The organism is Streptomyces flavochromogenes, assembly GCF_000717595.1.
Taxonomy (GTDB): domain Bacteria; phylum Actinomycetota; class Actinomycetes; order Streptomycetales; family Streptomycetaceae; genus Streptomyces; species Streptomyces flavochromogenes.
In genome coordinates this window covers 191136-206895 of the sequence record NZ_JNZO01000025.1, presented here as the reverse complement: position 1 = coordinate 206895, position 15760 = coordinate 191136, and the positions used below count along the sequence as shown (strand labels likewise).

General features: G+C 73.4%; 13 protein-coding genes. 8 read left to right on the top strand and 5 right to left on the bottom strand.

What is annotated here, in order from left to right:
• Positions 1-70 precede the first annotated feature (70 nt).
• Positions 71-3832 (bottom strand): S8 family peptidase, encoded by a 3762-nt coding sequence (locus tag IF00_RS0129080; RefSeq protein WP_030323101.1) that lies wholly within the window; start codon positions 3830-3832, stop codon positions 71-73.
• A gap of 233 nt (positions 3833-4065) precedes the next feature.
• On the opposite strand from IF00_RS0129080, the gene IF00_RS0129075 reads away from it, so the two are divergent.
• From IF00_RS0129075 to IF00_RS0129065, 3 genes are all read left to right on the top strand, one after another.
• Positions 4066-5049, top strand: coding sequence for a helix-turn-helix transcriptional regulator (locus tag IF00_RS0129075; protein ID WP_030323099.1), 984 nt, complete (start codon positions 4066-4068; stop codon positions 5047-5049).
• Positions 5050-5330: 281 nt separating this feature from the next.
• Positions 5331-5813, top strand: coding sequence for a DUF456 domain-containing protein (locus tag IF00_RS0129070; RefSeq protein WP_030323097.1), 483 nt, complete (start codon positions 5331-5333; stop codon positions 5811-5813).
• Positions 5814-5890: 77 nt separating this feature from the next.
• Complete coding sequence (locus IF00_RS0129065) at positions 5891-6289, top strand: PPOX class F420-dependent oxidoreductase (protein WP_030323095.1); 399 nt, start codon at positions 5891-5893, stop codon at positions 6287-6289.
• On the opposite strand, the gene IF00_RS0129060 is transcribed toward IF00_RS0129065, so the two are convergent.
• Both IF00_RS0129060 and rsgA read right to left on the bottom strand, forming a co-directional pair.
• The gene (locus IF00_RS0129060; RefSeq protein WP_037639283.1) at positions 6210-7616 is read right to left on the bottom strand and encodes a DNA-3-methyladenine glycosylase 2 family protein; all 1407 of its coding nucleotides are present in this window, start codon (positions 7614-7616) and stop codon (positions 6210-6212) included. The two genes, IF00_RS0129065 and IF00_RS0129060, sit on opposite strands and share 80 nt — an antisense overlap.
• A gap of 144 nt (positions 7617-7760) precedes the next feature.
• A complete protein-coding gene (gene rsgA, locus IF00_RS0129055; RefSeq protein ID WP_030323092.1) occupies positions 7761-8873 on the bottom strand; it encodes a ribosome small subunit-dependent GTPase A in 1113 nt (370 codons plus the stop codon).
• Positions 8874-9232: 359 nt separating this feature from the next.
• Between rsgA and IF00_RS44090 the strand changes: the two genes are divergently transcribed.
• Positions 9233-9670: a VOC family protein gene (locus IF00_RS44090; RefSeq protein WP_078944886.1), complete on the top strand. Its 438-nt coding sequence runs from the start codon at positions 9233-9235 to the stop codon at positions 9668-9670.
• On the opposite strand, the gene IF00_RS0129050 is transcribed toward IF00_RS44090, so the two are convergent.
• Positions 9571-10344: a helix-turn-helix domain-containing protein gene (locus IF00_RS0129050; RefSeq protein ID WP_030323091.1), complete on the bottom strand. Its 774-nt coding sequence runs from the start codon at positions 10342-10344 to the stop codon at positions 9571-9573. The two genes, IF00_RS44090 and IF00_RS0129050, sit on opposite strands and share 100 nt — an antisense overlap.
• A gap of 26 nt (positions 10345-10370) precedes the next feature.
• On the bottom strand, positions 10371-11495 hold the full coding sequence (locus IF00_RS0129045; protein WP_078944885.1) for a YihY/virulence factor BrkB family protein: 1125 nt from the start codon (positions 11493-11495) through the stop codon (positions 10371-10373).
• A 17-nt stretch (positions 11496-11512) separates the two neighbouring features.
• On the opposite strand from IF00_RS0129045, the gene IF00_RS0129040 reads away from it, so the two are divergent.
• From IF00_RS0129040 to IF00_RS47860, 4 genes are all read left to right on the top strand, one after another.
• Positions 11513-13165, top strand: coding sequence for an acyl-CoA dehydrogenase family protein (locus IF00_RS0129040; RefSeq protein WP_030323088.1), 1653 nt, complete (start codon positions 11513-11515; stop codon positions 13163-13165).
• A gap of 307 nt (positions 13166-13472) precedes the next feature.
• Positions 13473-14774 carry a GAF domain-containing protein gene (locus IF00_RS0129035; RefSeq protein ID WP_030323086.1) on the top strand — a complete coding sequence of 434 codons (1302 nt, stop codon included), beginning with the start codon at positions 13473-13475 and terminating at the stop codon, positions 14772-14774.
• Between the two features lie 150 nt (positions 14775-14924).
• On the top strand, positions 14925-15494 hold the full coding sequence (locus tag IF00_RS0129030) for a GNAT family N-acetyltransferase (RefSeq protein WP_030323084.1): 570 nt from the start codon (positions 14925-14927) through the stop codon (positions 15492-15494).
• A 182-nt stretch (positions 15495-15676) separates the two neighbouring features.
• Positions 15677-15760: a putative leader peptide gene (locus tag IF00_RS47860; protein ID WP_310591794.1), complete on the top strand. Its 84-nt coding sequence runs from the start codon at positions 15677-15679 to the stop codon at positions 15758-15760.

Here is a 15760-nt window from a genome sequence, read left to right as displayed (position 1 = left end):
TTGCTGCAAATGGGTGGTCCGCCGGGCGGCCCCACCCCCCACGGGAAGGACGCCCGGCGGACCGGCGTGATCAGCGCACGTCGTAGGCGCGGACCACGGTCTGGGTGACGGAGTTGCCGTTGGCGTCCGTCAGTTCGGTCTTCAGGGTGACCTGCTTACCGGTCGCGCCCGTGTGGTTCACGGTCGCGGTCCAGTGGCCGCCCTGCTGAGAGACCTGCGCTTCGGTCCAGGTCGCGCCCCCGTCGTAGGAGTACGAGAGCCTGGCCGAGGTGAGCGCCGCGGGGGTGTAGCCCGCGTGACCCGTCGCGGTGAGGCCGATGTGCTGGCCGTCGGTCGCGGCGAGGGTCTTGAGTCCGTCCTCCGGAAGGTCGTACCGGGGGAAGAGAATCGGGATGCCCTGAGAATAGACGCTCTCGTCAAGCTTGGAGGTGAATTTCCAGACCGAGTTGACGGAAAGGGAGCGGGCCCACACCTTGCTCCCGATCTTCATGACGTTCTGTTCGAGGGTGTACGTCCCCTTCTCGGCGGGCACCGGGAAGGCTCCGAACGGCCAGCCGCTCTCGCCGAGCACCTCACCGTCGCGGCTGAGGCGGATGCCACCGATGTCACCGAAGGAACCGGCCTCGCCGTGGTGGGTGTTGTCGCCCCAGATCGCGGCGGAGAAGCCGATGTAGTTGCCCTGGCGCTCGGCGACGAGGACCGGCTTGCCGGTGCTGTCGCGCGGGGCGGTGGGAGCGACGACGCCGTCGTACCAGCTCTCGGTGCGCCGCTCGCCGGCCTTGTACACGTGCGGGGCGCCGATCATGTACTCGCCGAAGGGGAAGCTGGAGGACAGCATCCGGTCCCAGCCGGTGTCACCGGCGGTGTAGTACTCGGTGCGGGTGCCCGGCGCGGAGACCGGCGCGAGGTCGCCGAAGGAGACGGACGTGCCGTTGGGCCGGGAGGCGCCGCTGAAGTCGATGAAGTCGTTGGCGAGGCCCATGGCCCGGTAGGTGGACTCGGTGCGCCCGAGCTGCCCGTCACGGACGCGGTAGTTCCTGTCGCCGCGGATCGACCCCTTCTCGGGGAAGGCGAGGTTGTAGAGGTACGGGCTCTTCGCCGTGGCCTTCCAGGAGAGGCCGACCTCACCGGCGGCGAGCTTGCCGAGCAGGGCCGCGCCCTCGGCGGAGTCCACGGCGAGGACCGGGAACCCGGCGCCGGTGAAGCCGCCCGTGGGGTACCAGCGGCCGGGGCCGGTGCGGTACGCGAGGACGGCCACCGCGCCCGCGGCCTTGGCGTTGCGGGCCACCGTCGACGCCGAGCCGGAGGTGTCGGGGAAGCGGACCAGGGCGATGCGTCCCTGGACACCGGCGGCCTTGAGCTCCTCGGGGGTTCCGGTGCCGGCGTCCACGAGACCGGCGGAGCCGGTGCCGTCGAGGTTGTCGGAGCCGGTGGAGGCGGTGACCGGGTGCAGGGTCAGGCCGTCGGTGGTCCTGAGCGAGGAGATCAGCGGGGCGGCCTTGCGCCAGTAGCTGCCGAACTCGAAGTCGCCCTCGGTGGCCGCGCCTTCGACGGAGGCGTAGTAGCCGCGGATGGTGCGCCCGCCGGCGGCGGTGCCGGCGTGCAGCCAGAAGTCGTCCCACGACCGGGCGAACGCGAGGGTGGTGCCACGGGCCTCGGAGGCCTTGTCCGTCGCGACGGACAGCTTGTGGGCCTTGCGGGCGTCGAGGACGACGGTGGTGTCCTTCTTCACCTCCAGCTGCGGGCGGCCGAGGTAGCTGAGCGAGTCGTTCAGCGTGGCACCCTCACCCGCGTCGGGGGTGGTGACGAAGGAGGAGAGGAAGTAGCGGCCGGGGCGCACGCGGTAGACCTGGTCGGCGGCGCCGTCGTTGAAGCGGCGCTCACCGCCGGCCACGTCGGTGCCGATCACGTCGAGGGAGGAGGCTCCGGCGGCGGGCCTGCCCTGACGGTCGAGCAACTTGACGCGGAGGGTGACCGTTTCGGGCTCGACGAAGAGCGAGAACGGGGTGGAGACGTGGACGCCGCCCTTGCCGGTGGCGATCACGCGGCCGGTGACGTCGCCGTACTGGGCGCGGTCGAGGCGGGCCGTGGGGTCGAGCTCCAGCGGGACCTGGACGGTGGCGCCGGCGGGGACGGTGACGGTGCGCTTGCCGAGGCGGGCGACCGAACTCCGCACGGTGGAGCCGTCGTTGCCGGTGACCTTCTCGACGGCCAGGTTCAGGGTGACCGGGGCGCCCGAGGTGTTGGTGTACGGGACGGAGACCGTGGTGCGGTCGGTCTTGTCCTGCGGCCAGTTGTAGGTGCCCCCCTGGACCGCCGGCGAGCCGAGGACCGTCTGGTCGATCGCGGCCTTGACGTCGAGGCGGCCGCCGCCGACCTCGCGGACGTCGCCGGGGACGGAGCTCTCGGCGGAGGCGACGAGCGCGGCCTTGACCTGCTGGGCGGTCCAGTCGGGGTGGCGCTGCTTGACGATGGCGGCGGCGCCCGCGACGTGCGGGGTGGCCATCGACGTACCGGACATGGACTGGTAGGCGTACACGCCGCGGCCGCCGGCCGCGGCGGCGGAGATGCCGACGCCGGGCGCCGCTATCTCGGGCTTGAGGGTGTGGTTGACGATCGTCGGGCCGCGGCTGGAGAAGTACGCGGTGGAGTCGTCGCGGTCGGTGGCGCCGACGGTGAGCACACTGGGCGCGCAGCCGGGCGAGGAGACCGTGTTGAGGGTGGGTCCCGAGTTGCCGGCGGCGATGACGAACAACGTGCCCTTGTTCCGGGCGAGTTCCTCGGCCGCGAGGCTCATCGGGTCGGTGCAGTCGGTGGGTACGGGGCTGCCGAGGCTCATGGAGACGACGTCGGCGCCCTGGGCGACGGCCCATTCCATGCCCGCGATGATCCAGGAGGCGGCGCCGGAGCCGGAGTCGTTGAGGACCTTGCCGTTGAGGAGGGCCGCGCCGGGCGCGACGCCCTTCTTCCTGCCGTCGCTCGCGGCGCCGGAGCCGCCGACGGTGGAGAGGGTGTGCGTGCCGTGACCCTGGCGGTCGTCGGCGCTGTCGGAGTCGGTGAAGTTCTCCGAGGCGGCGATCCGGCCCTTGAGGTCGGGGTGCTCGGCGTCGGCGCCGGTGTCGAGGACGGCGACCTTGGTGCCCGCGCCGTCGTAGCCGGCGGCCCAGGCCTCGGGAGCGTGGACCTGCTTCGTCGAGCGTTCCAGGGTGGCCTGGACCTTGCGGTCGAGCCAGAGCTTCGTGATGCCGGAGGCGGAGCGGGCCGTGGGGGTGTTCACCTCGGCCCAGAACGTGGCGGCCTGCTTCTTCTCCGCCTTGAGCGCGACGCCGTCGACGGTCTTGAGGACCTGGCCGCGCCGCGCGCCGCGCGGGGCGGCGGGGACGGAGCGGGCGAGGTCGGAGCCGTAGACCGCGATGAGGGGCAGCGTCGTGCTGGCGGCGTCGTCGTAGCCCTGCCGGACGAGGCCGGTGACGTTGAAGAGCTCCTGGTCGACGCGGCCCGCGGCGAGCGCGGCGGTGGCGCCCTCGGGGTAGACGTACAGGTCCTGGCCGGAGCGGCGGGTCTGCACCAGGGGGACGGTTCCGTCCTCGCGCGGCAGGGCGGTGGCGGAGGGGTTGCCGTCGGCGTCGCGGCCGACCACGACGCGGTCCCCGGTGACCAGGGTCACCGTGACGGGACGGTCCCCGGCGCGGGCCGCGGCCTCGCTCCCTGCCGGCGGTCGCTTGCCGGCCGTGGCGTCCTGCGGCTCGTTCGCCACGGACGGCGCGACCGCGGTGACGGCCAGGACGACGGCGGTCGCCGCCCCCAGGGCCGTACGCGAAATCGGGCGCATCGCTCTCCCCATCTGATTCCGGAAAAAGGGCACAAGACACCCGTCTCCGGAGGCTGTTGGTGCTGCGGTGGCGCCACATTGGCAGAGGTGAGGGCGGTACAGGGATGATGGGCGAGGCGGGAATACGCCGTGGCCGTTTCCCGCCAGGTCACCAACGGAACGAATGCCTCCGGTGAATGTCCTGGGAAGATCCGGGGCTCGCCGCCGGAGGTAGGGCGAGGGGTGGGGCATCCATGCTGGGAGCGATAGGACTCGATGAACGCCAGGAGTCCGCTTACCGGGCGCTGGTCGCGCTGGGCGCGGCCGAGGTGACCGACCTGGCGCACCGGCTGGCGCTGCCGGAGCTGGACACCGAGCGGGCGCTGCGCCGCCTGGAGTCGCAGGGCCTGGCCGCGCAGTCCTCGGCCAGGACCGGACGGTGGGTGGCGGCGCCGCCGGGGGTGGCCCTGGGCGCCCTCCTCACCCAGCAGCGCCACGAGCTGGAGCAGGCGGAGCTGGCGGCGGCGCTGCTGGCCGAGGAGTACCGGGCGGAGGCGGCGGAGGCGGCCGTGCACGACCTGGTGGAGGTGGTGACCGGCGCGAGCGCCGTCACCCACCGCTTCCTCCAGCTCCAGCTGGGCGCGCAGGAGGAGGTCTGCGCCCTGGTGACGGGCAAGCCGATCGCGGTCTCCGGCATGGAGAACGACGCGGAGGAGCAGGCGGCCGGGCGGGGGGTGCGCTATCGGGTGGTGCTCGAACGTGAGGTGCTCACCCTCCCGACCGGGCTGCTGGAGCTCTCGGCGGCGCTCGGCCGCGAGGAGCGCGTCCGGGTCGCGGACAGGGTCCCCACCAAGCTGGTGGTCGCCGACCGGTCCCTCGCCATGGTGCCGCTGACCGGGCGGGGAGCGGAGCCCGCGGCGATCGTGGTGCACGCGAGCGGGCTCCTGGAATCGCTGATGGGTCTGTTCGAGTCGGTGTGGCGCGACGCGCTGCCGCTGAGACTCGGGGCGGGTGCGCAGATCACCGAGGAGGAGGCGCCCGGTCCGGACGTCATGGACCTGGAGATCCTGTCGCTGCTGCTCGCCGGGATGACGGACGCGAGCGTGGCCAAGCAGCTGGACCTGGGGCTCCGGACGGTGCAGCGCCGGGTGAAGGGCCTGATGGAGCTCACCGGGGTGACGACCCGGCTGCAGCTGGGCTGGCACGCGTACGAGAAGGGCTGGGTGGCGCGCGGCTGAGCGGCCGCGTCGGCGCACCCGCGCGGGACCGCGCCGGAGCCCGCCCGCAGGCGCCGCGCCGTACCGGGTGCGGGGCGACGCCGGGTGCGGGGCGACGCCGGGTGCGGGGCGACGCCGCGTAGCGAGCGACGCCGGGTAGCGAGCGACGCCGGGTAGGTGCGCCATAGCGGTTCCGTGCGCGGCACCGGCGCGTGCGCCGATCGGGGGGCCGGGATGCCCCCGTCGTACCCGGATGCCCGCCGCGACCTGCGCGGACGCCGGTTGTGGGAGACCCTGGGCGCGTGGGTGTGTGGCAGCTCCTGATGGTCGCGACCGTGATGCTGCTCGGTGTGTTCGGGGTGCTGGCCCCCGGCGTGCCGGGGACGTGGCTGGTGTGGGCCGCGATGCTCTGGTGGTCCCTGCACGAGCGGACCGATCTCGCCTGGATCCTGCTCGCCTCCACGACCGGTCTGCTGCTGCTCACCCAGGTGGTCGTCTGGCAGCTGCCACCCCGGCGTTTCCGGGGCGTGGGCATCACCCGGCGGATGGTGACGTACGCCGGTGTCGGCGCCCTCCTCGGCTTCGTCCTGGTGCCGGTGCTCGGCGCGATCCCCGGCTTCGTCGGCGGGATCTACCTCTCGGAACGCCTCCGGCTGGGCGGCCACGGCCAGGCCAGGGCGGCGACCCGGGCGGTGATGCGGGCGGCCGGCACGAGCGTCCTGGTGGAGCTGTTCTCCTGCCTGCTCATCGTGGGGGCGTGGGCGGGGGCGGTGCTCTGGGGCTGAGTCCTAGGACGGATGGGGGAGGCGGGGTGGGCCCGGCTGCCGATCCGCACGGGGCCCGGCGGCGCGATGCTGGTCCCATGAGGGATTTCGAGGGCTTCAGCGCGGCGGAACGCGCCTATCTCGCGGGCGGCCGGCAGCTCGCCCGGATGGCCACGGTCGACCCTTCCGGTCAGCCCCAGGTCAACCCGGTGGGCTTCTTCCCGCAGGAGGACGGCACGGTCCTGGTGGGCGGCCTCGCGATGGGCCGTACGAAGAAGTGGCGCAATCTGCGGGCGAACCCGAAGGTGGCGCTGGTCGTGGACGATCTCGCGAGCGTCCGCCCCTGGCGGGTGCGGGGCGTCGAGATCCGGGGCGAGGCGGAGCTCCTGGTCGGTCCGCACACGCTGGGCCCGCACTTCAGCGAGGAGGTGATCCGGATCCGTCCGCGCCGGATCCACAGCTGGGGTCTTGAGGAGCCCCCGGGAGCGGAGTCCTGAGGTAGCGGGCGGCGTACGAGCGCCACGGCCGCCACTCCTCCATGGTCGGGACGCCCGCCGGGGGTACGTCGGGGTCGCCGAGGGCCCGCATCCGGATGAGGGCGGCGGCCTCGGCGGTCACTCCGGGGACGGCACGGAGGGCGGCCTCGGCCTCGTCGCGGTCGGCGCCGGGGTCGAGACGTACGGCTCCGTCGGCGAGCGCGCGGGCCAGCGGGCCCGCGACGGGGTGGCCGGTCAGCGCCCCGGGCTCCGGGAAGACATGGGTGAGGCTGCCGCAGCCGGTGGCCAGCGGGGTGCCGTGCGCCTCGACGACCCGGGCGGACTCCGCCGCGCCGAGCAGCGTCCGCAGCGCGAACTCCTCGGGCTCGGCCGTCCCCGGGGACCGTACGCCGGGCCGGGCGGCCACCTCGGCGGCGAGCCCGGGGGCCGCGCCGAGACGCTCGGCGACGGCGTACGGGTCGGCGTCCAGGTCGAAGAGGCGGCGCAGCCGGTGCACGGCGGTGGTCAGGTCGCGCAGCTCGGTGAGGTGGATCCGTGCCTCCAGCCAGCGTCCGGCGGAGCGCTCGTCGACGGAGACGATCCCGGTGCCGTACGGGAGGCGGAGGGTGCGCCGGTAGGTGCGGGTGCCGGGGGCGCCGACGACCTCCTCCACGCGGGGCACGGCCTCGGCCGCGAGCAGGTCGAAGACCTCGCCGGCGGCGTACGGACCCCGGTGGGCGAGCCGCAGCGGCACCCCGGCGGCGAGTGCGGTACGGGCTCCGGCGCCGCTGCCGGCCTCGGCGCGCAGCGCGCTGGGGGTGCGGGCGTAGACGGCGCGGATCGTCTCGTTGAACTGGCGGACGCTGGCGAAGCCGGCCGCGAAGGCGATCTCGGTCACCGGCAGCCCGGTGGTCTGGAGGAGCAGCCGCGCGGTGTGCGCCCGCTGGGCGCGGGCGAGCGCGACGGGTCCGGCGCCGAGTTCGGCGGTGAGCTGGCGCTGCACCTGCCGGGTGCTGTAGCCGAGACGTCCGGCCAGGCCGGGTACGCCTTCGCGGTCGACGACGCCGTCACCGATCATCCGCATCGCGCGCCCGACGACATCGGCCCGTACGTCCCAGGCGGCGGAGCCGGGCACGGCGTCCGGACGGCAGCGGCGGCAGGCCCGGAAGCCGTGGCCTTGGGCGGCGGCGGCCGTCGGGAAGAACGCGACGTTCTGCCGTTTGGGGGTGACCGCGGGGCAGCTGGGGCGGCAGTAGATGCCGGTGGTGCGAACGGCGAAGAAGAACTCTCCGTCGAACCGCGCGTCCCTGCTGCTGACCGCCTCGTAGCGGGTTTCGTCGTCCTTCACGTCTCCCAGTGTGCGACGGCCGACGACCCCCGGCTCGCGGTTTTCGGACACGGCGGTGCGGGAGCGGGGAGGGGCCGGGCCGACGCCCTCGCGGGCGCCGGCCGACGCGCCTCCCCCGTGCACCCGCACGCGCCCCCGCACCCGTTACCGGACGCGCCCGCGCTTCATCTCCATGGCGTGGCGGCCCTCGGCGCCCTTGCGCTTCCAGTCCTTGAGGATCTCGCTGCGCACGCGGGCGTCGGTCTTGGCCACGATCCGCTGGTTCTCCCGGATGAGCTTGCGGTAGCTCTCCAGGCGGCGCACCGGCAGCGAACCGTCCTCGATCGCGGCGGCCACCGCGCAGCCGGGCTCCGACTCGTGCGCGCAGTCGTGGAAGCGGCAGTTCCCCGCCAGTTCCTCGATCTCGGAGAAGACCTGGCCGACGCCGGTCTCCGCGTCCCAGAGGCCGACTCCGCGCAGTCCGGGCGTGTCGATGAGGACTCCCCCGGTCGGGAGGACGAAGAGGTTGCGGGTGGTCGTGGTGTGACGGCCCTTGCCGTCGATGTCACGGGCGGCCTGGACGTCCATGACGTCCTCGCCGACGAGGGCGTTGGCGAGGGTCGACTTCCCGGCGCCGGAGACGCCGAGCAGCACGGTCGTACCGCCCGCGACCACCGCGGACAGCACGTCGAGCCCCTCCCCCGTGGTCGAGCTCAGGGGCACGACCTGGACGCCGGGGGCGACCGTCTCGACGTCTTCGACGAGGTAGGAGAGACCGACGGGGTCGGGCACGAGGTCCGCCTTGCTGAGGACGACGGTCGGCTGGGCACCGGACTCCCACGCCAGGGCGAGGAAGCGCTCGATGCGGCCGAGGTCGAGCTCGACGGCGAGCGAGACGGTGATGACGGCGTGGTCGACGTTGGCGGCGAGGATCTGCCCCTCGGACCGCTTGGACGAGGTGGACCGCGCGAAGGCCGTACGGCGCGGCAGGCACGCCCGTACGTAGCGGGGGTCTCTTGCGCCCTCGGGGTCGATGGCGGCCCAGTCGCCGGTGCAGATGACCCGGAGCGGGTCGTGCGGGGTCACGAACGCCGTGTCGGCGCGCACGATCCCGTCGGCGGTGGCGACGTCGCACTGACCGCGGTCGACCCGGGTCACCCGGCCGGGGACGAGTCCCTGGGCGGCGTACGGAGCGAAGGACTCGGCCCAGCCGGAGTCCCAGCCGTGGGCTTCGAGCGACGAGGAGGAAGAGGTGACGTGGGAAAGCGGGAAAGACAAGGGGGACCCTTCACAGGGGTGGCCCCGGCGCTGTGTGTCGGAACGGTGAGGTCAGCCGGTGGCCACGGAGGTGGTGTGGATGAACTTCTGCGTGAGGGCAAGGCCCGTCGTGATGACAGCCATCGGTCACACCTCCTGTGTGTCTTTGCGCGTGTTCGCGTCACGATCGCGCTGTCGCGATCTTGTACGGGAGACACCGTAGCCGGGCCGGGCCGAGAGGCGCCACAGGTTTTATTCAGGCCACTTCAGGCGCCTCTCGGGCCACTGCGCCCAGGGCCGGCGGGACGGCCGCGTCCTGCTCGGACCGCGCGTCCGATTCGTACAAGACCCGGCGGGAGCCCCGTGCCTACCGTGCTCCCATGAACACAGCACCCCGCCTCGACCTCATCGGCGTCGTCGTCTCCGACATGGCGGCCTCGCTCGCCTTCTACCGCCGTCTCGGCCTGGAGATCCCGGACGGGGCCGAGTCCGCCCCGCACGTGGAGGCCGCGCTGCCCGGCGGACTGCGGATCGCCTGGGACACGGAGGACGTCGTGCGTTCCTTCGACCCCGGATGGCAGCGGCCCGAGGGCGGCAACCGGATCGAGCTCGCCTTCCGGTGCGATGCGCCGGAGGCCGTGGACGCGGCCTACGACGAGCTGGTCGGCGCCGGGTACCGGGGACATCTGAAGCCCTGGGACGCGGTCTGGGGGCAGCGTTACGCCGTGGTCCTCGACCCGGACGGCTCGGGCGTCTCGCTGTTCGCCGACTCGGCCGACTCCGCCGCGGAGGCCACTGCCGCCACGGACGCCACGTAGGCACCGAGCGTCATCCCGGCCAGTGCCCTGGTCTCGCGTGCGAGATGGGCCTGGTCGACGCAGCCCGCCCGGACCGCCGCGTCGGCGTACGGCACGCCGGCCAGGACCAGGGCGAGGGCCCGCTGGAGCCGGAGGACGCGGGCGAGGGTCTTGGGACCGTAGCCGAAGGCGTCCAGGGACCGCCGGTGCAGCTGCCGGGCACCGATCCCGACCGCGTCGGCGGTCTCGGCGACCGCCCGGCCGGCCGCGAGGCGCGCCACGACGGCCCGGAGCAGGGGATCGGGCGCGGGGGCCCCGGCGGCACGGAGCCGGACGAGGTCGTCCAGGGCTGTGGCCGGGTCGGGGGCCTCGGTGATCCGCTCGCCGAGCCGTCGTGCCTCGGCCTCGCCCCACAGCGCGCCGAGGGCGACGCGCCGGTCGCGGAGCTCATGGGCCGGGACGCCGAAGAAGCCGGGCGCGTCACCGGGGGCGAAGCGGATTCCCGCGTACCGTGCGGCGAACTCCGCCGGCACGTACGCGCGTGTGTCGGGTCCGGCGACGAGGAGGTGTCCGTCGGCCCAGATCAGGTCCATGCAGCCGTCGGGCAGGACGGGCCGGACGCCGTCCGTGGCGGGGCCGGCGGTCCGGGTCCACAGGACGGCTCCGTCGAGCAGGGCGGGGCGCTCCTCGTACACACGTCAAAAATAGCCCCGCCGGCCGGTCAGTCCTTCTCCCAGCCGGAGTGGAGGCGGGACTTCACGTCGTCCGGGGGCAGGAAACGGGACCAGCGCTCGGGGAACTCGGACGGCATGTCCGGGTCGTCCTCGTCGACGTCCTCCGCCTCCGCGCGCACGCGTGCGACGAGTTCCGCCGCCTGGATGGCGCGGGCCCGCTCGTTGGCCTCGCGGGCCGCCGCCGTGGCCACGGAGGGCCAGACACGGTCGATGGCCGCGTTCACGGCGGCGCCGACCAGGACGGCGAAGGCCGAGATGCCGATCCAGAGGAGGACGGCGATGGGGGCGGCGAGGGAGCCGTAGATCGTCGGCCCCTCGACCTGGCTGGTGAGGTAGATGCGCAGCAGGAAACTGCCGAGGACCCACATCCCGAGCGCCACGAGGGCGCCGGGGATGTCCTCGATCCACGGCGATCTGACGGGCACGGACACGTGGTAGAGCGTGGTGAGGAAGGCGATGGAGAGCAGGATGACGGCCGGCCAGTAGAGGACGGCGACGACCTCGGTGCCCCAGGGGACGAGTTCGACGACCCGGTCGGGGCCGACGACCGCGAGGGGCAGCACGACCGCTCCGATGATCAGCGCCACGATGTAGAGCAGGAAGGCCAGGAGGCGGGTCTTCACGATGCCGCGGTGGCCGTCGAGCCCGTACATGACGGTGATGGTGTCGATGAAGACGTTCACCGCGCGTGAGCCGGACCAGAGGGCGATCGCGAAGCCGAGGGAGACCAGCTCGGGGCGTTTGCCCTGGGTCACGTCGTCCAGGAGCGGTTTCGCGATGTCGTGGACACCGCGGTCGGAGAGGACCGTTCCGGCGGCGCGGAGGATGTTCTCCTCGATGCTCGCGACGGTGTCCGTGTTGGTCCAGTCGTCGGCGTAGCCGAGGAGGGCGATCAGGCCGAGGAGCAGCGGCGGCAGCGACAGCAGGGTGAAGAACGCCGCCTCGGCGGCGAGGCCGAGGATCCGGTACTCGATGCACGAGTTGACGGTGTCCTTGAGGAGCAGCCAGACCATCTTCCGCTTCGAGACGTTGCGGTAGAGGACGCGCGCGCGGTGGAGCCTGCTCCAGGGCCGCCGCTCGGGCCGTTCGGGTGTTTCGCTTGCTGCCTGCACCTGCTTACCGTATCGGCATGGCAGCGAGCACCCACACCGTGACCAACCAGCCTCCGCCCCTGGTCGGGTACGACGTCTTCATGACCGATCCGGTACTGACGGAGGCGGTCGAACGGCACCTCGCGCCGGAGCTCCGGGCGGAGGTCCGCGAGGACCTCGTCGTGCTCGGGCAGGCGGCGGGTTCGGCCCAGGTCAGGGAGTGGGGCGAACGGGCGAACGCCAACCCGCCGCGGCTGCGGACCCACGACCGGTACGGGCACCGGATCGACGAGGTCGACTTCGATCCGGCCTGGCACCGGATCCTCGGCAAGTCGGTGGGGGCCGGCCTGACGGACGCGTGGGGCAGGCCGGGCGGTCACGTACGCCGGGCCGCCGGGTTCCTGGTGGTCTCACAGGCGGAGGCGGGGCACGGCTGCCCGCTGTCGATGACGCACGCCGCCGTGCCCGCGCTGCGCGCCGAGCCGGAGCTCGCCGAGGTGTGGGAGCCGGCCGCGACCTCGCACGTGTACGAGCGGGAGCTCCGCCCGGTCGCGGAGAAGCCGGGTGCCCTGCTCGGGATGGCGATGACGGAGAAGCAGGGCGGCAGCGACGTCCGGGCGAACACGACGGAGGCGCACCCGCTGGCGGCCGACGGGGAGTACGTCCTGACGGGGCACAAGTGGTTCTGTTCGGCGCCGATGTCGGACGCGTTCCTGGTCCTCGCGCAGGCTCCGGCGGGGCTCACCTGTTTCCTGGTGCCGCGGGTGCTCGCGGACGGTTCGCGCAACGCGTTCGCGATCCAGCGGCTGAAGGACAAGCTGGGCAACCGTTCGAACGCCTCCGCCGAGGTGGAGTTCGACGGGACGACCTGGGCGCACCGGGTCGGCGAGGAGGGGCGCGGGCTCCGCACGATCATGGGCATGGTGGCGGCGACCCGGCTCGACTGCGTCCTGGGTTCGGCGGCGCTGATGCGGCAGGCGGTGGCGCAGGCCGTGCACCACTGCTCGTATCGCGAGGCCTTCGGCGGGCCGCTGGTCGAGAAGCCGCTGATGCGGAACGTACTCGCGGATCTGGCCCTGGAGTCGGAGGCGGCGACGGTCTTGGGCCTGCGTCTGGCGGCGGCCTACGACGCCGCCGAGGGCGGCAGCGACGCCGAGCGGGAGCGGGCCCTGCTGCGGATCGCCGTTCCGGCGGCGAAGTACTGGGTCACGAAGCGGTGCACGCCGATGGTGGCGGAGGCGCTGGAGTGCCTGGGCGGCAACGGGTACGTCGAGGAGTCCGGGATGCCCCGGCTGCTGCGGGAGTCACCGCTCAACTCCGTCTGGGAGGGCTCGGGGAACGTCCAGGCGCTCGACGTGGTCAGGGCGCTGCGGACGGAGCCGGCCGCGCTGGACGCGTTCCTGCGGGAGGTCGGGGCGGCGCGGGGCGCGGACCACCGGCTCGACCGGGCGATCCGGGGGCTGCTCGTCGAACTCGCGGACCTGGACGGGATCGAGGCGCGGGCGCGGCGGCTCGCGGAGCGGCTCGCGCTGGTCCTCCAGGGGGCGCTGCTGGTGCGGTGGGCGCCGCCGGAGGTCGCGGACGCGTTCTGCGCGGCGCGGCTGGGCGGGGACGGGGGCGCGGCGTTCGGGACGCTGCCGCACACGCTGGACCTGCGGGCGCTGGTGGAGCGGGCACGGGTGGAGGTCTAGCGGGCGCGGCGGAGGTCGGAGGCGACCGGCGTACACCGGGGGGGAAGTTCGCCGCGCGTGCCAGGGGTGGACCGCAAGGGTCGGCACGCGCGGAAAAGCGGGGGTGGTGCTGCGCCGACACGGCACCACCCGCCGCTCGCACCAGCTTCACCCAGGGGGCCGTTCGGCGACCAGAGTTGCAAAGGGTTGCAGGATTACCCGAACCGGGCCTCGCCGGACGGTTCCGAACGGCACGATGGGCACCGACACTCCGGACATCTGCCCCGTGCAGAACCGATACAGCACCCCGGGTGGCTGGGAGAGACCGATGAATAACACGCAGCTCGACATGAAGCGCCTCGCCACCATGGACGCCGCCCAGGCCACCCGGCTGCTCCACCGGGTCCGCGAGGAGACGCTCGCCGGCCGTACGCCGCCGATCGCGCCCCGCGCGGTGATCGACGCGTCCTGGCAGCGGATGGCCCGGCTGGGGCTCGACCCCGACCAGGGTACGAGCAGTGTGCTCCTCCAGCGCGACGAGCTGGAGGAGCGGCGCAGAACCACGCTCCTCTCCGAGGTCATGCAGACGCTCAGCGGCGGCCTCGCCGGCATCGCCGACACCTCCCTCCAGATCATGGTGGTCACCGACGAGCACGGCCGGGTGCTGTGGCGGCAGGGGAACCCGGCGGTGCTGCGGCAGGCGAACGGCATCTGCCTGGAGGAGGGCGCGGCCTGGACCGAGCACACCACCGGGACGAACGCGGTCGGTACGGCCCTCGCCATGGGCCGGGCGGTCCAGGTGCACTCGGCCGAGCACTACGTCCAGGCGCTCCACAACTGGACCTGCGCCGCCGCGCCCGTGCACGACCCGCGCGACCGGCGGCTGCTCGGCATCGTGGACGTGAGCGGTCCCGCGTCCAGCTTCCATCCGGCGATGCTGGCCCTGGTCGGTTCGGTGGCCCAGCTCGCCGAGGCGGAGATGCGGGAACGGCACCGCAGCTCGGTCGAACGGCTGCGGGCGGTGGCCGCGCCGATTCTGTGCCGGGTGGGCGGCCGGGCCGTCGCGGTGGACACCCACGGCTGGACGGCGGCCGTGACGGGGCTCGCGCCGGTGGACCGGATCACGCTGCCGAAGTCCTTCCGGTCCGGCCGGATGTGGCTGCCCTCGCTCGGTGTGTGCGCGGTGGAACCGCTGCCGGGCGGCTGGCTGCTGCGGGTCGAGGAGGAGACGCCGGCGGAGGAGCCGGGCGCGGCGGCGGCGAGCCGGGTGGTCCTGGACCTGAGCAGGCCGCGCCGCTGGACGGTGTCCGTCTCGGGTGCGGCGGGCAGCTGGCAGCAGGAGCTGAGCCCCCGGCACGCGGAGCTCCTCTATGTCCTGGCGATGCACCGGGACGGCAGGACGGCGGCGGAGCTGGCCGACGACGTGTTCGGGGACCGTACGCGGAAGGTGACCGTACGGGCGGAGATGTCCCGGGTACGCCGGAACCTGGCCGGCGTCCTGGCGCACCGCCCGTACCGATTCAGCGAGGAGGTCGCGGTGGAGGTCCTCCGCCCGGAACTCCCGGCGGACCTGCTGCCCCACTCCCTGGCACCGGCGGTACGGGGCCCCCGCGCGGGCACGAGCGCGTAGCGCGCGGGAGCGTGGGCCGTGCGGGGCACTCGGGTCGCGCACGGCGTCGTTCCGGCCACGGACGTCCAGCATGCGGACACCCCGGACCGGGGGCCCGGCCGTCCGGCCCCCCGGTCGCCCGGCCGGAGGGGGTCGTGATGCGATGAACCCATGCGCATCACTCTCACCACCTGGTCCCTCGAACAGACCTCACCGTCCGATCTCCGTCCCTCCCCCGCCCCGGAGGGGGGCGACATCACGATCGCGCGGGCCGCGGTCCCGTCGCCGGAGTACAGCCGCTTCCTCTATACGGCGGTCGGCGGCGACATCCGCTGGAACGACCGGCTGTCGCTGACGTACAAGCAGTGGCAGGAGATCGTCGAGAAGCCGGGCGCCGAGATCTGGGTGGCGTACGACAAGGGGACGCCGGCCGGGTACGTGGAGCTGGACCCGCAGGACGACGGCGTCGTGGAGATCGTCTACTTCGGCCTGATCCCGGCCTTCCGGGGGCGCCGGATCGGCGGTCACCTGTTGTCCTACGGCGTGGCGCGGGCCTGGGACCTGGCCGAGCGCTGGCCCGAGCGGGAGGCGACGAAGCGCGTCTGGCTGCACACCTGCTCGCTCGACGGTCCGCACGCCATGGCCAACTACGAGCGCCGCGGCTTCCGGCTCTTCGACACCAAGGTGGAGGAGGTCGACGAGACCGAGACCCCGGGCCCGTGGCCGGGTGCCCACGCCTGAGGCCGCCGGGCGCGCCACGCGGTGCACCTCGCCCGGTACCCCGTACCGGAGACCCGTGAAGGGGCCCTGATCAGGGCCCCTTTCGCGTGACCCACACCACACCATCTCATGAAGCGAGACGACTACGTCCGCATTCTGGACGATGCTGGACTGGGTCCAAAGTCCCGTGACACGCTTCCGTCATGTCTGGAACTGGAATTGCCTTGGTGAGTCGGCGGCACGTCGACCTAGGCCGCATGTCCAGCGCCATCTGTCCGGCGCGCTGA